A 23,231-nucleotide genomic window follows, 5' to 3' on the forward strand; every position below is an offset into this window, starting at 1 on the left:
TAAGGCGCTTCGCGAATTTTTCCCACGGCATTGCTTTCTGCGAGCCGCCGCGTGCGACGTGTGCGTTGCAACCGTAAAGCTATCCTGTATCCGGCCGCTCGCACTCTGTTGCCACACCCCTAGCGTATCGGCGGGGCGGCGTTTACATGGACCGCCACGACTCGCTCCCCACCACGCGCAGGACACGGCATCTCATGGACATTCGACTCGGCTTAACCTTCGACGATGTCCTGCTCGTGCCGGCCGAATCCGACATCGTGCCCAGCCAGACCAACACCGCGACGCGCGTGACCAGGGGTATCGCGCTCGACATCCCGATCCTGTCCTCGGCAATGGATACGGTGACCGAGGCGGATATGGCGATCGTGATGGCGCAATTGGGCGGCATCGGCGTGCTGCACCGCAATCTTGAGATTGACGAACAAGTCGCCGCGGTGCGCGCGGTCAAGCGGTTCGAAAGCGGCATGGTCGTCAACCCGATCACGATCACGCCCTCCGCAACGCTCGCCGAGGCGCAGGCGTTGATGGTGCGTAACCGCATCAGCGGCATCCCGGTGGTAGAGGCTGATGGCAAGCTCGTCGGCATCCTCACCAACCGCGATGTGCGTTTTGCCGAAAACCCGCATCAGCCGGTGTCCGAGCTGATGACGCACGAAAACCTCGCGACCGTCTCGACCGGTGTCGGCAAGGAAGAAGCGCGGCGTTTGCTGCATCAGCGCCGCATCGAGAAATTGCTGGTGGTGGACGAGGCCTATCGGTGCGTTGGCCTCATCACGGTCAAGGATATCGAAAAAGCCGTCACCTATCCCAACGCCACCAAGGACGCCGCCGGGCGCTTGCGCGTTGCCGCGGCGACGACGGTGGGCGACAAGGGCTTCGCGCGCACCGAGGCACTGGTCGATGCCGAGCTCGACCTCGTCGTGATCGATACCGCGCACGGCCATAATCGCGACGTGGCGCGCGCGGTTGAGCGGGTGAAGAAGCTGTCCAATTCAGTGCAGGTGATCGCCGGCAACGTCGCCACCGCCGAAGCGACGCGCGCGCTGATCGATGCCGGGGCCGATGGGATCAAGGTCGGCATCGGGCCGGGCTCGATTTGCACCACGCGCGTTGTCGCGGGTGTCGGCGTGCCGCAATTGACGGCGGTGATGGATTGCGCCGAAATCGGCCGGAAAGCGGGTGTGCCGGTGATCGCCGATGGCGGCCTGCGTACCTCGGGCGATCTTGCCAAGGCGCTCGCGGCGGGTGCCTCTGCGTGCATGATCGGATCGCTGCTGGCGGGCACCGAGGAAGCGCCGGGCGAGACCTTCCTGTATCAGGGCCGCGCCTATAAATCGTATCGCGGCATGGGCTCGGTCGGCGCGATGGGGCGGGGTTCTGCCGATCGTTATTTTCAGGGCGACATCAAGGATCAGATGAAGCTGGTGCCCGAAGGCATTGAAGGTCAGGTCGCGTTCAAGGGCCCGGCCAAGGACGTGATCCATCAGCTTGTTGGCGGGATTCGCGCGGCGATGGGCTATACCGGCTCGGCCACGCTTGAGGATTTGCAGGCGCGCGCGCGCTTCGTGCAGATTACGGGCGCGGGCTTGAAGGAAAGCCATGTGCACGACGTCGACATTACGCGCGAAGCGCCGAATTACCCGACGCGCTAAGTGCATCTCCCTCTCCCCGCTTGCGGGGAGAGGGCTGGGGAGAGGGGTCGTGTCGCGCCGCCTTCCCATTGCAGCCCCTCTCCCCCGACCCTCTCCCCTGAAGGGGAGAGGGAGAAAGATGCCATGACCCCATCTGCCCGTACCCAAGCCGCAATCGAGCTGCTCGACCAGATCATCGCCGGCGCGCGCGATTCGGGGGCGGCGGCGGATACGCTGGTCGCGCGCTACTTCGCGACGCGGCGGTATGCCGGTTCGAAGGACCGCCGCGCGGTTCGCGATCTCGTCTATGCTGCGATCCGGGAGCTTGGCGAGCGTCCGGCATCGGGGCGCGCGGCGATGCTCGCTCTGGCCAGAAAGGACCCGGACATTGCCGCGACCTTTGACGGTGTCGGCCACGGCCCAGCGGTGATTGGCACAGGCGAAACGCCCGCCAAGACGGGCATTGCCCCCAATTGGATCCTCGATCGCTTGCGCCAGTCGGGCCTCGACAATGCCGAATTTCCGGCGTTGATCGATCGTGCTCCGCTCGACGCGCGCATCAACCGCGCCATCGACGAAGCGATCGACATTGCGGGTGCGGAACCGATTGCGGGCCTGCCCAACGGGCTCCGTTTGCCGTCGGGCACGCAAGTCGAACAGCTTCCGGCGTACAATCACGGCGCGATCGAAGTGCAAGATGCGGGCAGCCAGTTCGTGACGCTCGCCGCGCGGGCGCAGCCGGGCCAGCGTATCGTCGATCTGTGTGCAGGTGCTGGCGGCAAGACGCTCGCGCTGGCGGCGGCGATGGACGGGCAGGGCGCCGTGCTCGCCACCGATACCGACCGTGCGCGCTTGTCCCGCCTGGCCCCGCGCGCAGAACGCGCGCGCGCTGGCATCATCGAAACGCGGCTGCTCAATCCGGGCCGCGAGGTCGAAATGCTCGACGATTGGGTGGGCAGTGCCGATTGTGTGCTGATCGATGCGCCCTGTTCGGGCACTGGCACGTGGCGACGCAATCCCGAGGCGCGCTGGCGGCTCACCCCCGACCGGATCGAGCGGCTGGTCGAGACACAGCGCCATGTCCTCGAAGTCGGCGCGACACTGGTCAAGCCCGGCGGTGCCCTTGTCTACATCGTCTGTTCACTGCTCGATGAGGAAGGCGCGGGGCAAGTTTCGGCCTTCCTCGCGGCCAATCCGGGGTGGCGGGCGCAGCCGCTTGATCTGGGGGCAGGGCGTGCGCAGGGGGCGGGTACGCGGCTGACACCGGCACATGATGCGACCGACGGCTTTTTTGTCGCGCGATTGCAACGCGCGTGATAGCTCTGTCGCCGTGCCAAAGCTGGAGTATCTCATGCGTTATACGTCCGTCGCCGTCGCCGCTGCGCTGACGCTGCTCACCGTTGCGACCGCGGTGCAGGGGCAACGCGGTGAGGATACGATCGATGGTCGCTCGATGGCGCTGCTCGTGCGCGGGCGTGCGCTGCAGGCGGCGGGCAATCTCGACGCGGCGACCGACACGTTGGAAAGCGCACTGGCGGTTGATCCGCGCAATCGCGGTGCTTTCGTGGCGCTGGCGGAGGTTGCCAAAAGCCGGGGCCTGCCGGGCAAGGCCATTCGGCTGTATCGCGAGGCGCTCTCGCTCGACCCCAATGACGTGGTGGCGCTCAGCGGGCAGGGCGAGGCTTTGGTCGCCAAGGGTGCGGTTGCGCGCGCGCGGGAAAATCTGGCGCGGATCAAGACGGTGTGCAGCAAGCGCGCATGTCCTGAGGTAGCGGCGCTATCGGCGTCCATCGCCAAGGGGCCGGCAGTGGTGACCGCCGCTACGACCGTCGCCGGGGCGACCGTAAAGAAAGACTGAGCGGGGGTGCCCAATCCTCCCCGTGCCGGGGAGGAGCGAGTTAACCCAGCGCGTGCGCCAGGGCGACGAACTCGGCAACGCTGACGGTCTCGGCGCGGCGGGTCGGGTCAATACCAACCCGCTCCAGTGCTTCGAGTGCGCCTGCCACGCCCTTCAGGCTTTGCCGGAGCATCTTGCGGCGCTGCCCGAACCCCGCCGCCGTCAGCCGCTCCAGCGTCGCGAAGCGCACGCCTTCGGGCGCGTCTGAGGGCACGATATGCACCACCGCTGACATTACCTTGGGTGGCGGGGTAAAGGCAGAGCGATGGACCGGCATTGCCAGCGTGGCGCGTGACCGCCACTGCGCGAGCACCGCAAGCCGCCCATACGCCTCGCCATCGGTCGGCGCGACGATGCGGTCGGCGACTTCGCGCTGGAACATCAAGGTCAGGCTTTGCCACCACGGAGCCCACTCCGCCGACAGCCAGCGCACCAGCAACGCCGTGCCGATATTATACGGCAAGTTGGAGGCGATGTGCGGCTTGCCCTCGAACAACGCGGCGGCGTCGATTTCCAGTGCATCGCCTTCGATCACGCGCAGCTTGCCCGGAAACGCCTCGCCCAGTTCAGCGAGTGCGGGGATACAGCGATGGTCGCGCTCGACAGCGGTGACCCGCGCGCCCGCTGCGAGCAAGGCGCGGGTCAGGCCGCCGGGACCGGGGCCGATTTCCAGCACCTCAGCATCGTGCAAATCCCCCGGAATACGCGCAATCCGCGCCAGCAATTGCGCATCGAGCAGGAAATTCTGGCCCAACGCCTTGCTCGCATTCAGGCCATAGCGCGCAATGATGTCGCGCAGCGACGGAAGGTTAGGGCGCGGTGGCGCCGCGTCAGCCTGGCTCACGCGTCGGCGGCGGCGCGGCGTTCGGCTGCCTCGCCCGCAAGCCGGATTGCGGCGATCGTCGCACCGGGTTCGGCAATGTTCTTGCCCGCAATATCGAAAGCCGTCCCGTGATCGGGCGATGTCCGCACAATCGGCAGCCCAAGCGTGATGTTTACGCCCGAATCGAAATACAGCGTCTTGATCGGGATGAGCGCCTGATCGTGATAACAGCACATCGCCGCGTCATAAGTCGCGCGGGCGCGGGCATGGAACATCGTGTCGGCGGCAAACGGACCCGTCGCATCGATGCCGTCGGCACGCAGAATCTCGATTGCGGGGGCGATCAGGTCAATCTCCTCGCGACCGATTGCGCCGCTCTCGCCCGCATGGGGGTTGAACCCGGCAAAGGCGATGCGCGGATTGAGAATACCGAAATTGCGCGCCAGTCCGCGTGCGGTCGCCCGCCCTTTCGACACGAGCAAATCGACCGACAAGAGATCGCTGACGGCGGCAAGCGGAACGTGCGTGGTAATCGGCACCACGCGCAAATCAGGACCGGCCAGCATCATCACGGCATTTTCGCCCGCAATGCCGCAGCGTTCGGCGACGAACTCGGTCTGGCCGGGATGATTGAAACCAATCTGATAGAGTTGCGCCTTCGACACCGGCCCCGTCACCAAGGCGCGCGCGGCACCCGAGCGCACCAACCCGGCGGCAAGCTCCAGCGCGCGCAGTGCGCAGCGCGCGCCCTCGACATCGGGAATCCCGGGGACGATCTCGCCGCCATCCTCGACCGTCAGCACCGGCAATGCCGTTTCGAACACGCGATTGGCATCTTCTGGATGCGAAATCGGCTCGATCGGGCCATCCCACACCGCCGCAACCGCGCGGGCATCCCCGGTCGCAAAAAAGGCCGGTAAACCCGCCGCCACGCGCTGCGCCCAGGCCTTGGCGATGATCTCGGGGCCGATCCCCGCCGGATCTCCCATCGATATGGCGAGCGGCGCGAGCATGGCGTTTGTCCCCCGGTCAGCGATATTCGATGATCGCGTCGCGCCGCAAATCGCGCAGCAACTGGTTCGCGCGCAAGTTGACCCGCGAATTTTCCATCGAGGTTCGTACCTGTTCGACGCCAGGAATGCGCGGGCCGGTCGCTTCGTCGCGACCGCACAGCACCAGCGAGCGAATGCCATCCTTGGCAGACCCGAAGGGCGGGGTCGATTCACCGACCTGAAGCTTGAGCATGATGTCGCGCAGCGGCCCCGGCAAATCCTTGATCCGCACCGAATCATTGTCGACCACATCGGCACCGAGCGCGGTCGCAACCTTGGCGACTTCACCACAGCCGTGGATCGTCTGGCTCAGCTTGGCGAATTCGGCCACACGCGCCTCGGCCTGCGCCGCAGTCGTGCCCTCGGCAAAAAGGACGCTGAGCTGCTTAAGCGTCAATTTCGCATCAAGCGGATCAGCCACGCCAACCTTGCGGGTATCCACCAGATAGACGATCGAGAACCCCCCCGGCACCTCGATCGGGCCAGCCAGATGCTCGGGCGTCATCGATTTGATCGCTTCGACCAAGGACGGCGGCAATTGCGCCAATTGGGTTTCGCTCAGCCAGTCGAGATCGCCGTCGGTCGCGCGCGTCGTCGCGTCGGACAGGCGCGCATAATAACCGAACGTATCGTCGCCTTTTTCGCGCTTCTGGATCGAAACGATGATCTGTTGCGCCTGGTTGAACACTTCCTGCGCGCGATCCGGATCAGCCTTCAGGTAGATTTCGCGGACGTGATATTCGGTCGTACCCTGCTGCTTCTTCAGCTTCTCGATGATGGCATTGACCTCTTCGTCGCCGACATTGATGTCAACCTTGCGCCGCAGATAGCGGTTCCACGACAGTTCGGCTTCGATCTGGCGCTTGAGTGAGCGCTCCGACGAACCGATACCGCTAAGGTAGATGCGCATTTCGGCGATCGATTTGCCAAAATTGCGCGCGACGGTTTCGTAGCTCTTGCTCACCTCATCCGGCGCGACTTTGACCTCGGCGGTCTTGGCCTGCTGGATCTGCAACGTTTCGTCGATCAATTGGCGCGCGGTCAGCAGTTTATATTGCTGCATTTCCTCGGGCGATAGCTTCAGGTCGCGCGCGGCCACCAGCAACGCCACGCGCTGGTCGATATCCGTGCCGGTAATGACAGCACCGTTGACGATCGCGGTCGGCTTGCGGACGTTGGGATCGACCTTGCCGAAAATCTGCAGATTCTTCGGGATGTCGAGCCCCACGACGGGCGTTGCATCGTCGGGCACGGTCTGCGCGATCGAACCACCGCTGGTCGATACAAGGGCGACCAGTGCCGCGCTCAGCGCCAAACGGCGGCCAAACGACCCCAGGCCGGTGGTGGTTGCGCCGGTCTTCTTGGTGATATCAGTCTTCACGTAGTTAAAATCCCATCCCGTGCGGCCTGCAGTTCTGCCTGACCCAAGGAGCCCGTTGAAAGTCCGTGCAACCAGCCGCCTGAACCAGTGCTTAGCGGCCAAGATTTTTGAATGCCAGCGTCAACAGGAAGCTGTTGCCGCTGCGTGCGTCGCCGGTGTCCTGATAATCGCGTTTCCACGTCACCCCCAGGCGCAGACAGTCATCCTCATATTGCACACCCAGCCGGTGCCGCACGGGATCGAACCCGTTGGCGAGCGACAGCGGGTCTTCGTTCCGATCGGTCAGGTCGATCACGGTCGATCCGAATACCGACCAGAATTTGGTAAGCTGCACCCGCGCGCCCAACCGCACTTCTTCGCGATCGCGCAAATCTTCGAGCGTCGGGTCGATATTGCGGTTGAGCCGGAGATAGCCGACCAGCACATAGGTGCTCCGCGTGCCAACGGTCGCATCGACCTCGTTGCGACGAATCGCGAGATTGCCTTTGTCGAGGCGGTAGCGATGCGTGATCGACACGAAATCGTGATAACGGATTTCGGTGCGGCCAACGATGTCCGACACACGCCCCGAAAGACCTGTCCCATCGGGGAACAGCGTCTCGCGATTGTTCAAGCGATAGCTTTGGCCGATATTGGTCGAAATCGACAGACCCGGCAGGTTCGCCGCCCAATCCACCCCATAAGTGAAGCGCGTCGAATCCTCGAACCGGTCATAACCCGGAAAGCGATTGAGCGCGAACAGGTTCGAATCTTCCAGATCGACCGAGCGGGCATCCTCATTCGGCACCGCCAAATTGGTGGTTTGTGGCGAGGCGACGATCTGGAAACGGGGGGTAAGCCGCTGCGTTCCGCCAAGGAAAGTGCCGATGAACGGCCATTTTACGTCGATCGCAAACGCCCCGATTGCGCGGGCGCTGATCCCTTCATTGCCGCGATAGCTCGCGACCGTGGTGGCCAGCGTATCATGCGCATTATACACATCGCCCCGGCCGAAGGCGGTAAAGGTCACTTCCTGGCCCCAGGGGGTGAGCTTGCGCAGATCCCAGCGCGCGCTGGCAAAGGCGCGTTGCGTGTCCTGGCCAGCCGGGCGTGAAATGGCGAGGCTGTTCGCCTGCAACTCGATTGTGCCGCCAAGCAGGTGCTCGGCGAACCGATGGCGATAGTCGATTTCGGGCAGGGCAATCGGTTGCAGGCCCTGCCGGTCGGAGACGCGCAATGTCTGTACGTACCAGCCGGTGATCGCGAAATAGCTGTCGGTGTCGATGCGTTCGAGGTTGGCGGTGGTCCGCAAACGATCGTCACGCGAAATGTCATAGCGACGTAGGAAAGTGCGATCGGTGGTCAGCCGCAGCGATCCGCTGACGCTCCAATTCTCGTTGAGCTGAAAGCGGCCGACGCCATCGAGATAGCCGCGGAACGAATTGGGTGTGCCGGGCGCGGTTGGCGTCAACAGGTCGACGCTACGCGGGCTCGCCGTGGCATAGCCCGTGATCGTATAGGCGCCGAGCGTGTTGAGTTCCCGATATTCTGCCTTGAGCAACGGTAGCACCGCGCTGAAGAAGCGCGGCGTGATCGTCAGCCCGCGATTTGGGGCCAGCGCGAAATGATAAGGCTGCGCGAATTCGAAACCGTTGACGCGACCGTAGCGGAAATCCGGGGTGAGCAAGCCGCTATTATTGCCTCCCCCGACCGGGTTGGAGAAAGCGGGCAAAGGCAGCGTGGGCAAGCCAAACAGATTGATGCGCGCGCCGGTGTAATAAATCCGTTCACGATCGGGGCGATACAGCACGCGAACCGCCGTAATCTTCCACGACGGCTCCTTCGGGCAGTTGCTCGAATCGGTCACCGCGCACGGCGTATAGGCCGCGTCCTCCAGCACCACGACTTCATCGAGCGAGCGCGTGCCCTTGCGCGCCGCCAGCCGCCCGCCTTTTTCGAGCACGAGCAACATATTGTCGACGACGCCGTCCTTCAGCGCATCGGTCAGGGCGATCGAATCGCCATAAGCAGTGTCGCCGCCCGGGTTTACGACAGCGATGTTTCCGCTGGCCTGGACCTGGCCGGTCTTGCGGTTCCACACCACCTTGTCGGCGCGCAGACGGTTGCCAGCGCGATACATGCGGACATCGCCGATCGCGGTGACGACGTCGTCCTTGCTGTCATATTCCAGGTTACCCGCAGTAAACTGCACCTGATTGTCGTTCGCGCTCGGCGTGGCGGACGGGGGCGGCGGCGCGACCGGGCGGGCCTGCAAATCCTGCGCGCGCGCCGGAACGGCGAGCAACACAGCGGGGAACACACAAGTGGCAAGGAGAACGGCACGCTTCACGTCGGAACAAGCACCCTGTTGCGAGAAGGCCCCGGATGTACCCCGGTTGCCGCTGATCGATCCCGCCCTATCGCATCGACACCGCTCTGCTGCAATCGTGCTGCGGTGAATTCGGCGTAGCCGCTTTGCCAGCGCGGCGTGGCTGTCCTAAGAACACGCGACTCATCGCATTTTTCGTAACCGAGGCCTCCCCGTAATGCAGATCGATTTTTCCAGCGCCGCGCCAGCGCCCGCTGCCGCCATTGCCCTCCTTGTCGAGAAAGACGGGCTCACCCGGCTCGCGACGACACTGATCGACGCAGCGTCGCTCGATTTGGTTAAGGCGGCAGCGCAGGCGAGCCGTTTCGAGGGGGAAGCGGCTGGTGTGGTCGAGACCTTCGTGGCCGATGGTGCCGGTGGCGTGCGTCGTGTCCTGCTGCTGGGGACCGGGGCAGCGGGTGAGCCCGAGTTGGAACGGGCAGGCGGCGCGTTGACCGCGCGGCTGCTCACTTCGGGCGTGCAGTCGGTCAGCGTCGATTTTGCCAGCGCCGGAGCCACGCCAAAGGCCGCCGCGCGCTTCGCGGCAGCGGCGGCGCAGCGTGGCTGGCGGCACGACATTTATCGCACCAAGCTGCCCGAGAAATCCAAGCCGACGCTGACGACAATCGTGCTGCACGGCACGCCCGACGGCACCGATGCTTCGTGGAGCAAGCAGAAGGCGCTGACCGAAGGCCTTGAATTGACCCGCACGCTGGTGGCCGAGCCGCCCAACGTGATCTATCCCGAAACCTTCGTCGCCAAGGTGCGCGCCGAAGTCGCGGGGATGGGCCTGGAGATCACCGTGCTCGGCGAGGCGGAGATGCGCGAACTGGGCATGGGCTCGTTGCTCGGCGTGTCGCAGGGTTCGGCCAAGCAAGCACAATTGCTGGCGCTCAAATGGAATGGCGCGGGGGAGGGCGATCCGGCCCTCGCATTCGTCGGCAAGGGGGTTACCTTCGATACCGGCGGTATTTCGCTGAAGCCCGGGCCCGGCATGGAAGACATGAAGTGGGACATGGGCGGTGCGGGCGCGGTGGTCGGCGCGATGAAGGCGCTCGCCGGGCGCAAGGCCAAGGCCAATGTTATCGGCGTGTGCGGCCTGGTCGAGAACATGCCCGATGGCGATGCGATCCGCCCCGGCGATGTGCTCACCTCGATGTCGGGCCAGACGATCGAAGTGCTCAACACCGATGCCGAAGGGCGGCTGGTATTGTGCGACGTCATCACCTGGGTGCAGCGCACGCATCACCCCAAGACGATCGTCGATCTCGCCACGCTGACCGGCGCGATGATCGTTAGCCTCGGCAATGAACATGCCGGCTGCTTTGCCAATGACGATGCGCTGGCCGATCAATTACTGGCGGCGGGCAAGGCCACGGGTGACTTGTTGTGGCGCTTCCCGTTGTCGGATGCGTATAACAAGCTGATCGACAGCCCGATTGCCGACATGAAGAATGTTGGCCCGCGCGGGGCAGGGTCTATTACGGCGGCGCAATTCATCCAGCGTTTCGTCGAACCCGGCGTGAAATGGGCGCATCTCGACATCGCCGGCATGGTGTGGGCCGACAAGCCAGGCGCGACCTATGACAAGGGCGCGACCGGGTATGGCGTGCGCTTGCTCGACCGGTTCGTGGCGGACAATTTCGAGGGCTGAGGCTGAGTTCCCCTCCCGCTTTGCGGGAGGGGCTAGGGGAGGGGAGTTTGAAACCGGGCTGGGGGAGGTGAGTAAGAAGTGCAAGTCGATTTCTACCACCTGACGCTTCAACCACTCGATCGCGTTCTCCCGCGCATTGCCGAGCGCGTGGTCGAGGGCGGCGGGCGGCTGCTGGTGGTGGCGGAAAGCCCGGATCAGCGTGGTGCGCTCGACCGGCTGTTGTGGACGTACGCCCCTGACAGTTTCCTGCCGCACGCGCAGGCGGATGGCGAAGGCGATACCGCGCAACCTATCCTGATCGCCGAGCAGCCGGTCGCGGCGAACACCGCCCGCAACATCGCGCTGGCAGACGGCATCTGGCGCGAGGAAGCGCTGGGGTTCGACCGCGCCTTCCATTTTTTCGATGAAGACCGCATCGGCGCGGCGCGGGCGGTGTGGAAAGCGCTGGCCGATCGTCCCGAAATCGAACGCCGTTACTGGAAGCAGAACGACAATGGCCGCTGGGAGCAAGCGGCCTGAGGCTTGTCCAGAGGCTTACCCAGAGACTTGCTTTGCCGCGTCCCCGCGACTAGGGACACGCGACTTTCCAAAATCCCCCAACCATCAACACAGGAGCTTCACGGTCATGGCCGCGAACCGCACGTTTTCGATCATCAAGCCCGACGCCACGCGCCGCAACCTGACGGGTGCCGTCACCAAGATGCTTGAGGAAGCCGGCCTGCGCGTCGTCGCTTCAAAGCGCATCCAGATGACGCGCGAGCAGGCTGAGGGCTTCTACGCCGTCCACAAGGAACGCCCGTTCTTTGGGGAACTGGTCGAGTTCATGATTTCGGGCCCGGTCGTCGTGCAAGTGCTCGAAGGCGAGAATGCGATGCAGCGCAACCGCGACATCATGGGCGCGACCAACCCCGCCAATGCCGAACCGGGCACGATCCGCAAGGAACTGGCCGAATCGATCGAAGCCAACACCGTCCACGGTTCGGATTCGGACGAGAATGCGGCGATCGAAATCGCATACTTCTTCAAGCCCGAAGAAATCGTCGGCTGAGCTTGGCCGTGCAGTGGCGCGTGCGACAGGCAGGGGTGGCGGATGCCGACCTGCTGTCGCTCGTCGCCAATGCAACCTTTCTGGATACCTATGCGCCGTCCCTGGATGGCGCGGATTTGCTCGCGCATTGTCTCAAGAACAATCGCGCCGATGCCTTTGCGGTCTGGCTCGCCGACCCCGCGATCGTCGTGACCGTTGCCGAGATCGAGCCGGGCCATGCGCCGCTTGGATATGCGGTTCTCACGCGCCCCAATTTCCCGATTGCGCTGGAGCCAACCGATATCGAGCTGCGCCGTATCTACTCGCTGCGGCAGGCGCATGGGACTGGTGTCGGCCCAGCGCTGATGGCGCGCGCAATTGAGGACGCTGCGCGGTTGGGGGCTGAACGCTTGCTGCTCGGCGTGTGGGAGCAGAATGCGCGCGCCCGCACTTTTTACGAACGGCACGGCTTCCGCGTAATCGGCACGCGCGAATTTCAGGTCGGCACCGAAGTGCATATCGACCCGATCTACGCGCTGGATCTTTCGGCTATGCCTTCGCCTTTGGCTTGACGCCGTTCCACACCGCGTCGAGGCGGGCTTGCGTGCCGCCAAGCTCGTGCAGGTGTAGGCTTTCGAGTTTGAGCGAACGGCCTGAGAGCACGGGGATCGGGCCGTCTTCGCTCTTCCAGCCAATGTCATAAATGCCACGCGTCGTTCGCGGGGTATCGCCGTCCCAATAGGTCAGAACGATCAGGACGGGGAGGCGACCGGACTTCTTGTCCGGCGAGTCCTCGATCGATTTCAACAACGCATGTTTGAACCATTCACGATCGATCGTATCGCCGACAGTGTCCTTGCTGCCGACCGCGAGGGCGCTCGGAAAGGTGACGGTCGCGTCGCGGATGGCGTGGCGGTCGTCATGCTGGAGGAGCAGGGCCGCGCCGTTGGCCGTCGGCACCGCGCGCACGTCGAAGCGCGCCGAATCGCGCTCCGCCTTGGCGGCATTGGCTTGCTTGTCGGCCTGGTCGGCGCGGTGATCCGACCAATTGAGGTACAGGCTGCCGCCCGCGATCAGCAGCCCGGCGACCGCAATGAATTCCCCCAAATTGATCCAGCGCCGCCGCGTCGCGGCGGCCTCGGCCTTGGCGACGGCTTCGGTCGCGGCAAGGTCGATCGCGGGGTCGCGGGGAGACGGGGTTTCCGGCATAGCATCACTCATCGTCCACCCGCTTCCAGCAAGCGCCGTGGCGCCGCCAATTCCCAACTGATCGCGATTCGGTCGCCAACGCGGTCCCAGTCGACATCCGCGCGATCGAGCCGCATCGCGACCCAGCCCGATGGCCCGAGATATGGCGGGCTGTAATAGCAATCGGGGTCGAGCTCGATCAGCGTCGCTTGCTCGTCGCGGCCGCTGGTTTTGACGATCACCACGGTTTCGCCGTCGCCGTGATGGTTATGCCAGAAATAGGCGAAGAACTTGCCCTTTTCGATCAGAAAGCCGGGCGATCCATGCGACATCCGCTCGACCGTTTGCGGCAACGCCAGTGCGAGCGCGCGGACTTTGGCCAGCGGAAGGGCGGGATCGGGGCTCATCGCGTAACGAAGTCTGCCAGAACCGAAGGATAAAGGCGATGCTCGGCGTCGAGCACGCGTGCCGCAAGCGTGTCGGCGGTGTCGCCGGGCAGGATCGACACCTCGGCCTGCCCCAACACGTCGCCGCCATCGAGTTCCTCGGTCACGACATGGACCGAGCAGCCCGCCACCGCATCGCCCGCAGCAATGGCGCGGGCGTGGGTGTCGAGGCCTTTATATTTGGGCAGCAGCGAGGGGTGGATGTTGATGATCCGCCCACGCCAGCGCGCGACGAAAGCGTCGGACAGCAGCCGCATGTACCCGGCGAGCGCGATGACCTCGACCCCGGCGGCGCGCAGGGCAGCGTCGATCGCCGCTTCATAGTCGGCCTTGGGCACACCCTTGGGCGATTGCGTGAAAGTGGCGAGGCCGCGCTCGCGCGCCCAGGCGATGCCGGCGGCATCGGGCTTGTCGGAGGCGACGAGTGTAACGTCATAGCCGCGCGCGCGCTCGACCAGCGCCATCATGTTGGAGCCACGGCCTGAGAGCAGGATGCCGACTTTGCGGTTCACGACTCCCCTCTCGCGTGCGGGAGGGGTTGGGGGAGGGCCGTGTCTTCGCGCGAGACGATGCTGTTGGAGGTCAGGCCCTCCCCCAGCCCCTCCCGTGGACGGGACGGGAGCAGGTGCGTCTCACCCATGATTGTGCGTCGCGGTCCAGGCGCTGCGGCCGCCCCAGGTTTCGAGCGAGCCCGTCACGGTGCAACCGCGCCCGCCCGCTTCGACACCGCCGATCGTAAACACCGTTTCGCCCGCAGCGGTCAGCGCGGTCGTTACGGCCTCGACCTGATCCGACGACACCACCGCAACCATGCCGATGCCGCAATTGAAGGTGCGTGCCATTTCCTCGGGCTCGATATTGCCCTGCGCCTGCAGGAACGCCATCAGCCGCGGCTGCGGCCAGGCATCGGCGTTGATCCGCGCGTGGACGCCTGCGGGCAGGACGCGCGGCACGTTTTCGAGCAGGCCGCCGCCGGTGATATGGGCGAGCCCCTTGATCCGGCGCTCGGCCAGCAACGGTAACAGCGACTTTACGTAGATGCGCGTGGGCGCCATCAGCGCGTCGATCAGCCGCACATCGGCATCGAACAGAGCCGGGCGATCGAGCTTCCAGCCCTTGTCGGCGGCGAGGCGGCGCACCAGCGAGAAGCCGTTAGAGTGGACGCCCGACGACGCCAGGCCGAGCAGCACGTCGCCCGGCGCAATGTCTTGCCCGGTCAGCACGCGGTCCCGCTCGACCGCGCCGACGCAGAAGCCTGCGAGATCATAATCGTCGGCGGCATACATGCCGGGCATTTCAGCGGTCTCGCCGCCGATCAGCGCGCAGCCCGCCTGCCGACATCCTTCGGCGATCGAGGCGATCACGCGCTCGGCCACCGCCGGATCGATCTTGGCGGTCGCATAATAATCAAGGAAGAACAGCGGTTCGGCGCCTTGCACGATCAGATCGTTGGCGCACATTGCGACGAGATCGATTCCCACCCCGTCATGGGCATTATGGTCGATCGCCAGTTTCAGCTTGGTGCCGACGCCATCGTTCGCCGCGACCAGCAAGGGATCGACAAAGCCAGCCGCCTTGAGATCGAAAAAGCCGCCAAAGCCGCCGAGTTCGGCGTCCGCGCCGGATCGTCGGGTGGACTTGGCGAGCGGCGCAATCGCCCGCACCAGGGCATTGCCCGCCGCAATCGAGACGCCCGCTTGGGCATAGGTATAGGACGTCGCGTCCGGGTTCGTATCGCTCATGATGTCCGCCTAGCCATATCCTGCTTGGATTTCCACGCCTCCTTCGCCAAAAGGGCGCCGACATGTCGATCCGCCGCCTTTCTCGCCCCCTGCAATTCGCCGCAGCGCTTGCCCTTGCGGTAACGGGTGGGCTTGTGCTCGCGCAGGTCGACGACCCAGATCAGGGGCTTGCCTCCGCCGACAGTTCGGGCAGCTATGAAGTGAGCGGAATCGACGTTGATGTGACCGGAAAGACCGCCGATGCCGCGCGCTATGCAGGCTGGCGGATCGCGCAGCGCAAGGGCTGGGCGATGCTGGCGCAGCGCATGGGCCAAAGCGGCGGGGTCCTTTCCGACGGGGCGCTCGACGCAATGGTTTCGGGGATTGTCGTCGAGGACGAGCAGATCGGCCCCAACCGCTATGTCGCGCGGCTCGGCGTGTTGTTCAGCCGTGCAAAGGCCGGTGCGATCCTCGGGATCGCTCCCGGGACGGTACGATCCGCGCCGATGTTGACCATCCCGATCGAGATCAGCGGCGGGGTCGCCACGGGTTTTGAACAACGCACCGCCTGGCAGGATGCGTGGCGGCGCTATCGCACCGGCAACAGCACGGTGGATTATGTTCGCCCAAGCGGCACTGGCGGCGATGCACTGTTGCTGACGTTGGGGCAGGTCGAGCGACCCGGCCGCGGCTGGTGGCGCGTGGTGCTCGATCAATATGGCGCGAGCGATGTGCTCATCCCCAAGGTTACGCTGCGCCGCGAATGGCCGGGTGGGCCGATCATCGGCATGTTCGAGGCGCGGCACGGTCCGGACAACCGGCTGCTCACCCAATTTTCGTTGCGTGTCGATCGCGGCGATGCGCTGCCGGTGCTGCTCGATGCCGGGATCAAGCGGATCGACGACGCCTATCAGGCGGCGCTTCGGGCAGGGTTGCTCGGGGTTGATCCTGGCCTGGCCTTCGTTGCGCCGGTTGCTGCACCAACCCCGACCGATACGCCAAGCGATGTCGGCACCAGTGATTCGGCGATTGGTGCCCAGCCGAGCGCGGGCGGGGGTGTCATCACCGTTCAGGTCGACACGCCCAGTGCCGGGTCGGTCTCCGCAACCGAAGCGGCGTTGCAAGCGGTGCCTGGGGTACATTCGGCAATCACCACCAGCCTTGCCATTGGCGGCGTGTCGGTGATGCGGGTTGGCTTCGATGCCGATCCCGCTGTGCTGCGCGCCGCGCTGGAGGCACGCGGCTGGACGGTTGTCGCCAGCGGTTCGACGCTGCGCATCCGGCGATCGGGGCAGCCATCGACGGGCGGGCAAGCGCCGCCCCCGGCTGACAACGCGACGGGCTGATGTGATGCAGCCGGCCCAAATGGCGTTGCCGCTCGACTGGCCCGCCGATCCTCGTGACGACGAATTCCTGATTGGCTCCTCCAACCAACGCGCCGTGCAACAGCTCGAACGCTGGAGCACCTGGCCGGTAATGGCGGTGGTCGTCACCGGTCCGCGAAAATCGGGGCGGAGTTTGCTCGCGCGGATTTTCGCGGCGAAGACTGGTGGCGGCTTGATCGACGATGCCGAACGCCAGAACGAGACGGCGATTTTCCACGCCTGGAACCGCGCGCAGGAGGATCGTCGCCCGGTGGTGATCGTCGCCGATGCGCCGCCGCCGGACTGGTCGATCAAACTCCCCGATTTGCGGTCACGGCTCACCGCAAGCCCCACGATCCGGATCGGCGATCCGGACGAGGCGCTGATGCGCGCGCTGTTTGAACGCCAGTTCCTGCGGCGTGGGCTCGATGCCCGGCCCGAGCTGATTCAATGGCTGGTCGTCAGGGTTGAGCGGACGCATGTTGCGCTGCTGCGCGCGGTCGATGTGCTCGATCAAGTCGTGCTGGAAAGCCACAAACGCTTGTCGATTCCGCTCGCACGGGCCACATTGGAGGACGCGGGGTTGATCCCCGGTCGCGCACCCGAATCGATGGAAAACCCATGACCCGACCCGCCCATATCGCGAGCCTGGACCACGACGACGACCCTTTTGCCGGGAGCGAGGGCAGCGATCGCTATTTCAATCGCGAGCTGTCGTGGCTTGCCTTCAACCGGCGTGTGCTGGAGGAAGCGTGCAACACGGCGCACCCGCTGCTGGAGCGGTTGCGGTTTTTGTCGATTTCGGGCTCGAACCTCGATGAGTTCTTCATGGTGCGCGTGGCGGGCCTGAAGGGACAGCAAATGCAGGACGTCGCCCGATTGTCGAGCGATGGCCTCACCTCCGGGCAGCAACTTGCCGCGATTGTGGCCGAAGCTGATGCACTGGTAACGAGCCAGCGCGACGTGTGGCGTGACCTGCGGCGTCAGCTCGCCGAAACCGGCATCGCGGTGCTCAGTTCGCGCACGATCGACGAAGCGCTGTCGCCCGAGGACCTCCACTGGCTGGAGACGCAATTCCGCGAACAGCTCTTCCCGATCCTGACGCCGCAAGCGCTCGACCCGGCGCATCCCTTCCCGTTCATGCCCAATAAAGGGCTGGCGGTGATGTTCGATCTGGTGCGGATTTCGGACGAGCAGCCGATCCGCGAACTGGTGATGATCCCGGCGCCGATGCCGCGCTTCATCCGCTTGCCGGGTGAGAAGGCGCGCTATGTCGCGGTCGAATCGCTGGTGAAGCGCTTCGCGCCGTTGGTGTTCCCCGGCTACCGCGTCATCGGCGGTGCCGAGTTCCGCGTGCTGCGCGACAGCGATATCGAGATTGAGGAGGAAGCGGAGGATCTCGTCCGTTATTTCGCCAACGCGATCAAGCGCCGCCGCCGTGGCCGGGTCATCCGGCTCGAGCTGGAAAGCGGGATGCCCGAGGGGCTGGGCGCGGTGCTGCGCGACGAGCTTGGCGGATCGGATGCGTTCGTCACCGAAAGCGGCGCATTTCTTGGCGTCGGTGACCTTGAGGCGATTGTCGATGAGGATCGCCCGGACCTGAAGTTTACGCCTTTTTCGCCGCGCTTTCCCGAGCGTATTCGTGAATATGGCGGGGATTGTTTCGCCGCAATCAGCGCCAAGGACATCGTCGTCCACCACCCGTATGAAACCTTCGACGTGGTGCTGGCCTTCCTGAAACAGGCCGCCGCCGACCCGGATGTGGTCGCGATCAAGCAGACACTGTATCGCGCCGGCAAGCAGCCCGCCGTCATCAACGCGCTGATTGCTGCCGCCGAAGCCGGCAAATCGGTGACTGCGGTGGTCGAGCTGAAGGCGCGCTTCGATGAGGAGCAGAATCTGCTGTGGGCCTCCGCACTGGAGCGCGCCGGGGTGCAGGTCGTCTATGGCTTTATCGACTGGAAGACCCACGCCAAGGTCTCGATGGTCGTCCGCCGCGAGAACGGGCAATATCGCACCTACTGCCATTTCGGCACGGGCAATTACCATCCGATCACCGCGAAGGTGTATACCGACCTCAGCTTCTTCACCGCCGACCCCAGGCTCGGGCGCGATGCCGCGCAGATGTTCAACTACATCACCGGCTATGTCGAACCCGAGAATATGACGCTCATCAGCCTGTCGCCGCGCGATTTGCGGCCGCGCCTGATGCGGCTGATCGATGCCGAGATCGCCAATGCGCGCGAGGGCAAACCCGCCGCAATCTGGGCCAAGATGAACTCGGTGGTTGATCCCGCCGTGATCGAGAAATTGTACGAAGCCTCCAATGCCGGGGTCGAGATCGACCTGATCGTACGCGGCATTTGCTGTTTGAAACCCGGCGTCCCCGGCATGTCCGAGAATATCCGTGTCAAATCAGTGATCGGGCGTTTTCTGGAACACAGCCGCATCTGGGCGTTTGCCAATGGCAAGGCATTGCCCAATGACGGTGCCAAGCTGTTCATTTCCTCGGCGGACTGGATGCAGCGCAATTTCGATCGGCGGATCGAATATATGCTGCCGATCGAAAACCGCACCGTCCACAAGCAGATTCTCGATCAGGTGATGGTCGCCAATTTGATCGACAATGAGCAAAGCTGGGAATTGCAAGCCGATGGCAGTTATGTTCGAGTCCAGCCGGGTGAGCGTCCGTTCAACCTGCACCGTTATTTCATGACCAATCCGTCGCTGTCGGGTCGCGGTGCTTCGCTCGCCGCAAACGGGTCGGTGCCGAAGCTGTCGCTGCGAAACCGGCGTTAAGCGCCCGATGGCGACGCTCCTGTTCCGCAAGGCAAAACCCGAAGTCACGGGAGAACCGCGCACCGGCATCATCGATATCGGGTCCAACTCGATCCGGCTGGTCGTCTATCAGGGGCCGGAACGCTTGCCCGCGATCCTGTTCAACGAAAAGGTCATGGCCGGTCTTGGGCGCGGTTTGGCCGAGACCGGCGCGATCGCCGAATCGGGGCTTGCGGTGGCAAGTGATGCGCTTGCGCGTTTCGCGGCGGTCGCGCGCGAGATGGAGGTAACGCGGCTGCGCACCGTCGCCACCGCTGCCGTCCGCGATGCGTCCAATGGCAGGGTTCTGCTCAATACCGCGCGCGACCTTGGGCTCGAAGTCGAACTCCTGTCGGGCGAACAGGAGGCCACCGCAGCCGGGCACGGCGTGTTGTCGGCGATCCCGGAGGCCGATGGCATCGTTGGGGACCTGGGCGGTGGCAGCCTGGAACTGATCCGGATCGGAGGCGGAGCGGTGCGTGAGCGCGTGTCCTTCCCGCTTGGCGTGCTGCGGCTTGGCGCGCTGCGGGACAAAGGGCAGGGCGCGCTGCAACGGCAAGTCGCGCGCTTGCTCGATGCCGCCGGGTGGACCGGCAAGGGCGCAGGGCTGCCGCTGTATCTGGTGGGTGGATCGTGGCGCGCGCTGGCGCGGCTGGACATGCATCTGAGCAGCTATTCGCTGCCCGTGATCCACGAATATGCGATGTCGGCTGAGGCGGTCGCGCGGATGGGGCGCACGATCAGCCATGTGAACAAGGCATGGTTACGCGCAATCCCCGGCCTGTCGGCGGGGCGTGCGGCGACGCTGGGCGATGCGACGGCGCTGCTGGTGGTGCTGCTCAAGCATTTGCAGATCGAAACGACGATCGTTTCCGCCTTCGGCTTGCGTGAGGGATTGCTCTATGGCGCGCTCGACGACAGCGTGCGCGCGCAGGACCCGCTGATCGTCGCGACGCGTGACGAGGGGCGGCGGCATGGGCGTTTTGCCGAACATGGCGATTTGCTCGATGGCTGGATCGCGCCGTTGTTTACGAACGATACGCCCGACATGGCGCGGCTGCGGCTGGCGGCGTGCTTGCTCGCTGATGTCGGCTGGCGCGCCAACCCGGAATTTCGCGCCGAACGCGGGGTCGAAATCGCGCTGCACGGCAATTGGGTGGCGATCGATGCGCGGGGCCGCGCGTTGGTGGCGCAGGCGCTCTATACCAGCCTTGGCGGTGGCACCGAAACGCCCGAGCCGCTGGGCGTGCTCGCCACGCCGACGGACTTGCGCCACGCGGTGTTGTGGGGGCTGGCGATGCGGCTCGGGCAGCGGATGAGCGGTGGGCTGGCCGGGCCGTTGCAACGCTCGTCGCTTGCCGACGATGGCGCCACGCTCACGCTCAGCGTCGCACCGGGTGATCGCGCGCTTTACAGTGAGACGGTGGAACGTCGGCATAACGCGCTGGCGGCGGCACTTGGGCGCAAGGCGTTGATTGCGCCATAGCTGCCTGGATGCTTGCGCGGAGGATCGGTCACCATACTGATTGCCGCTCTCACTAACTGTAATCCGATCAATCGGTTTTTACGGTCATCGACGCCGCCATAAGAGCGGCCCTGCATTCAGCAACAGAATCGCAGGGGAATCATCGATGTTCAAATCACATGTCTCTATCTTCGCCCTTTTGGCGGTGGCAGCGTCGCCGACGCTTTCCGCAGCCTCGGCGCAAGCACAGGAGGCAGCTCGGCCCGTTGCGCCGCAGGCGGGGCTGTCGAACAAGGATTGGTGGCCGCAGAGCCTCGATTTGACCGTGCTGCGGCATCATGAAGCCCAGTCCAATCCTTATGGCGCGGGTTATAATTACACCGCCGAATTCGCCACGCTCAACCTCGAAGCGGTCAAGGCCGATATCCGCAAGGTTCTCAAAACCTCCCAGCCGTGGTGGCCGGCCGATTACGGGAATTATGGCCCCTTCTTCATTCGTTTGGCGTGGCATAGCGCGGGGACCTACCGCGTTGGCGACGGGCGCGGCGGCTCCGATGGTGGCGAGCAGCGCTTCGAACCGCTCAATTCCTGGCCGGACAATGTCAGCCTCGACAAGGCGCGGCGGCTGGTGTGGCCGATCAAGCAGAAATACGGTCGCAAGCTGTCCTGGGGTGACCTGATGGTGCTGAGCGGTAATGTCGCGCTGGAGGACATGGGCTTCAAGACGATCGGCTTTGCCGGCGGTCGCGTCGATGCGTGGCAGCCCGACCTGGTTTTCTGGGGCCCGGAAACCAAGTTTTTGACCGACAAGCGCCGCGACGAAAAGGGCAACCTTAAGGAGCCGCTGGCGGCGACGCAGTTGGGCCTGATCTACGTCAACCCCGAAGGGCCCAACGGCAATGGCGACCCGATTGGCGCCGCCGCCGACATCCGCCGCGCCTTTGGCCATATGGCGATGAACGACGAGGAAACGCTGGCGTTGATCGCGGGCGGACACACCTTTGGCAAGGCGCATGGCGCGCATAAGCCCGAAGGGTGCGTGGGCGCAGAACCCGCTGCCGCCGGAATCGAGAAGCAGGGCCTGGGCTGGGAAAACATGTGCGGCAAGGGCAATGCCGAGGACACGATTTCCAGCGGCCTGGAAGGTGCCTGGTCGGCCAGCCCGACGGCCTTCACCATGCAATATCTCGAAAACTTGCTCGGCTATACCTGGGTGAAGACCAAGAGCCCGGCAGGCGCGACGCAATGGACCCCGACCGATCCGGCGGCGGCGCGACTTGTTCCCGATGCGCACGTTCCCAACCTGCGCCACGCGCCGATCATGTTCACCACCGACATCGCGATCAAGGAAGATCCCGGTTTCCGCAAAATCGCCGAGCGTTTCCAGAACAACCCGGAAGAGTTTGCGCAGGCTTTTGCTCGCGCCTGGTTCAAACTCACGCACCGCGACCTTGGCCCGCAGGCGCGCTACCTTGGCAAGGACGTGCCGACCCAGACCTTCCTGTGGCAGGACCCGTTGCCCAAGGCGAGCTATCCGCTGGTCGCGGATGCCGATGTCGCGCAGTTGAAGACGAAAATCCTGGCTTCGGGGCTGACCGGCCCGGAACTGGTCCGCACGGCATGGGCGTCGGCTTCGACCTTCCGGGGGACGGACATGCGCGGCGGCGCGAACGGAGCGCGGCTTCGCCTTGCCCCGCAGCGGGCGTGGGCCGTCAACGACACGGCGGAACTCACCAAGGTGGTGAGCAAGCTTGAAGCGATCCAGAAGGATTTCAACAAGGCGAATGCGGGCGGCAAACAGGTCTCGCTAGCCGACCTGATCGTTCTCGGCGGGAATGCCGCGATCGAGCAGGCGGCTGCCAAGGCGGGCACCCCGGTTACGGTTCCGTTCAAGCCCGGTCGAACCGATGCGACGCAGGAGCAGACCGACGTGGTTTCCTTCTCCTATCTGGAACCCAAGGCCGATGGTTTCCGCAATTGGTACAGCCCGCAAGCCCGGCTCTCGCCCGCCGAGATGCTGATCGACAAGGCCGATACGCTCAACCTGACGGTGCCGGAAATGACGGTGCTGCTTGGCGGCCTGCGCACGCTGAACGCCAATGCCGGCCAATCGGCCAACGGCGTGTTCACCAGCCACCCGGGCCAGCTAAGCAACGATTTCTTCGTCAACTTGCTCGACATGTCGATGCAATGGTCGAAATCGGACAAGGAGCCGGGCCTGTATGTCGGTCGGGATCGTGCAAGCGGCACACAAAAGTGGACCGCGACGCCGGTCGATTTGATCTTCGGGTCCAATTCCGAACTGCGTGCGGTGTCTGAAGTCTATGCGTCCGATGACGCACGCGAAATGTTCGCCAAGGACTTCGTCGCGGCCTGGACCAAGGTGATGAACGCCGATCGCTTCTGAACCACTCAGGG

The 23,231-nt window shown here is 64.5% G+C and carries 20 protein-coding genes; 12 read left to right on the forward strand and 8 right to left on the reverse strand.

Features of this window, described 5'->3' with window-relative positions:
- The first annotated feature begins 194 nt into the window (after nucleotides 1-194).
- From guaB to WC704_RS14165, 3 genes are all read left to right on the forward strand, one after another.
- Nucleotides 195-1,652, forward strand: a complete 1,458-nt coding sequence (gene guaB, locus WC704_RS14155) for an IMP dehydrogenase (protein WP_372890947.1) — start codon at nucleotides 195-197, stop codon at nucleotides 1,650-1,652.
- Between the two features lie 123 nt (nucleotides 1,653-1,775).
- Nucleotides 1,776-2,948, forward strand: coding sequence for an RsmB/NOP family class I SAM-dependent RNA methyltransferase (locus WC704_RS14160; protein WP_372890949.1), 1,173 nt, complete (start codon nucleotides 1,776-1,778; stop codon nucleotides 2,946-2,948).
- Nucleotides 2,949-2,982: 34 nt separating this feature from the next.
- Complete coding sequence (locus tag WC704_RS14165) at nucleotides 2,983-3,489, forward strand: tetratricopeptide repeat protein (protein ID WP_372890951.1); 507 nt, start codon at nucleotides 2,983-2,985, stop codon at nucleotides 3,487-3,489.
- Between the two features lie 40 nt (nucleotides 3,490-3,529).
- On the opposite strand, the gene rsmA is transcribed toward WC704_RS14165, so the two are convergent.
- From rsmA to WC704_RS14185, 4 genes are all read right to left on the reverse strand, one after another.
- The gene (gene rsmA, locus WC704_RS14170; RefSeq protein WP_372890953.1) at nucleotides 3,530-4,372 is read right to left on the reverse strand and encodes a 16S rRNA (adenine(1518)-N(6)/adenine(1519)-N(6))-dimethyltransferase RsmA; all 843 of its coding nucleotides are present in this window, start codon (nucleotides 4,370-4,372) and stop codon (nucleotides 3,530-3,532) included.
- Nucleotides 4,369-5,364 carry a 4-hydroxythreonine-4-phosphate dehydrogenase PdxA gene (gene pdxA / locus WC704_RS14175; RefSeq protein WP_372890955.1) on the reverse strand — a complete coding sequence of 332 codons (996 nt, stop codon included), beginning with the start codon at nucleotides 5,362-5,364 and terminating at the stop codon, nucleotides 4,369-4,371. Before pdxA ends, rsmA begins: the two co-directional genes overlap by 4 nt.
- 16 nt (nucleotides 5,365-5,380) lie before the next feature.
- A complete protein-coding gene (locus WC704_RS14180; protein WP_372890957.1) occupies nucleotides 5,381-6,784 on the reverse strand; it encodes a peptidylprolyl isomerase in 1,404 nt (467 codons plus the stop codon).
- Nucleotides 6,785-6,875: 91 nt separating this feature from the next.
- Nucleotides 6,876-9,113 carry an LPS-assembly protein LptD gene (locus WC704_RS14185; RefSeq protein ID WP_372890959.1) on the reverse strand — a complete coding sequence of 746 codons (2,238 nt, stop codon included), beginning with the start codon at nucleotides 9,111-9,113 and terminating at the stop codon, nucleotides 6,876-6,878.
- A 196-nt stretch (nucleotides 9,114-9,309) separates the two neighbouring features.
- Between WC704_RS14185 and WC704_RS14190 the strand changes: the two genes are divergently transcribed.
- The 4 genes from WC704_RS14190 (at nucleotide 9,310) to WC704_RS14205 (ending at nucleotide 12,384) form a co-directional block, all read left to right on the forward strand.
- Nucleotides 9,310-10,785 (forward strand): leucyl aminopeptidase, encoded by a 1,476-nt coding sequence (locus WC704_RS14190; RefSeq protein ID WP_372890961.1) that lies wholly within the window; start codon nucleotides 9,310-9,312, stop codon nucleotides 10,783-10,785.
- A gap of 78 nt (nucleotides 10,786-10,863) precedes the next feature.
- On the forward strand, nucleotides 10,864-11,304 hold the full coding sequence (locus WC704_RS14195) for a DNA polymerase III subunit chi (protein WP_372890963.1): 441 nt from the start codon (nucleotides 10,864-10,866) through the stop codon (nucleotides 11,302-11,304).
- Between the two features lie 106 nt (nucleotides 11,305-11,410).
- On the forward strand, nucleotides 11,411-11,833 hold the full coding sequence (gene ndk / locus WC704_RS14200; RefSeq protein ID WP_033967186.1) for a nucleoside-diphosphate kinase: 423 nt from the start codon (nucleotides 11,411-11,413) through the stop codon (nucleotides 11,831-11,833).
- 8 nt (nucleotides 11,834-11,841) lie between these two features.
- Nucleotides 11,842-12,384, forward strand: a complete 543-nt coding sequence (locus WC704_RS14205) for a GNAT family N-acetyltransferase (RefSeq protein ID WP_372891284.1) — start codon at nucleotides 11,842-11,844, stop codon at nucleotides 12,382-12,384.
- Here WC704_RS14205 and WC704_RS14210 read toward each other — a convergent pair.
- The 4 genes from WC704_RS14210 to purM all read right to left on the reverse strand — a co-directional run bounded on the left by WC704_RS14210 (nucleotide 12,362) and on the right by purM (nucleotide 15,188).
- The gene (locus tag WC704_RS14210; protein WP_372890966.1) at nucleotides 12,362-13,033 is read right to left on the reverse strand and encodes a hypothetical protein; all 672 of its coding nucleotides are present in this window, start codon (nucleotides 13,031-13,033) and stop codon (nucleotides 12,362-12,364) included. The genes WC704_RS14205 and WC704_RS14210 overlap by 23 nt on opposite strands.
- Nucleotides 13,030-13,407: an MmcQ/YjbR family DNA-binding protein gene (locus WC704_RS14215; RefSeq protein WP_372890968.1), complete on the reverse strand. Its 378-nt coding sequence runs from the start codon at nucleotides 13,405-13,407 to the stop codon at nucleotides 13,030-13,032. The genes WC704_RS14210 and WC704_RS14215 overlap by 4 nt, the downstream gene beginning before the upstream one ends.
- A complete protein-coding gene (gene purN, locus WC704_RS14220; protein WP_372891286.1) occupies nucleotides 13,404-13,913 on the reverse strand; it encodes a phosphoribosylglycinamide formyltransferase in 510 nt (169 codons plus the stop codon). The genes WC704_RS14215 and purN overlap by 4 nt, the downstream gene beginning before the upstream one ends.
- A 165-nt stretch (nucleotides 13,914-14,078) precedes the next feature.
- Nucleotides 14,079-15,188 carry a phosphoribosylformylglycinamidine cyclo-ligase gene (gene purM / locus WC704_RS14225; protein WP_372890970.1) on the reverse strand — a complete coding sequence of 370 codons (1,110 nt, stop codon included), beginning with the start codon at nucleotides 15,186-15,188 and terminating at the stop codon, nucleotides 14,079-14,081.
- A gap of 62 nt (nucleotides 15,189-15,250) precedes the next feature.
- On the opposite strand from purM, the gene WC704_RS14230 reads away from it, so the two are divergent.
- The 5 genes from WC704_RS14230 (at nucleotide 15,251) to katG (ending at nucleotide 23,220) form a co-directional block, all read left to right on the forward strand.
- Nucleotides 15,251-16,513, forward strand: coding sequence for a heavy-metal-associated domain-containing protein (locus WC704_RS14230; RefSeq protein ID WP_372890972.1), 1,263 nt, complete (start codon nucleotides 15,251-15,253; stop codon nucleotides 16,511-16,513).
- A gap of 19 nt (nucleotides 16,514-16,532) precedes the next feature.
- Entirely contained in the window at nucleotides 16,533-17,156 is a 624-nt protein-coding gene (locus WC704_RS14235) for a chromosomal replication initiator DnaA (protein ID WP_372891288.1), read from the forward strand.
- Nucleotides 17,153-19,330, forward strand: coding sequence for an RNA degradosome polyphosphate kinase (locus WC704_RS14240; protein ID WP_372890974.1), 2,178 nt, complete (start codon nucleotides 17,153-17,155; stop codon nucleotides 19,328-19,330). Before WC704_RS14235 ends, WC704_RS14240 begins: the two co-directional genes overlap by 4 nt.
- Before the next feature lie 7 nt (nucleotides 19,331-19,337).
- Nucleotides 19,338-20,834 carry a Ppx/GppA family phosphatase gene (locus WC704_RS14245; RefSeq protein ID WP_372890976.1) on the forward strand — a complete coding sequence of 499 codons (1,497 nt, stop codon included), beginning with the start codon at nucleotides 19,338-19,340 and terminating at the stop codon, nucleotides 20,832-20,834.
- A 145-nt stretch (nucleotides 20,835-20,979) separates the two neighbouring features.
- Entirely contained in the window at nucleotides 20,980-23,220 is a 2,241-nt protein-coding gene (gene katG, locus WC704_RS14250) for a catalase/peroxidase HPI (RefSeq protein WP_372890978.1), read from the forward strand.
- Nucleotides 23,221-23,231 lie beyond the last annotated feature (11 nt).

The sequence above is a fragment of the Sphingomonas sp. genome (assembly GCF_041661885.1).
Classification (GTDB): domain Bacteria; phylum Pseudomonadota; class Alphaproteobacteria; order Sphingomonadales; family Sphingomonadaceae; genus Sphingomonas.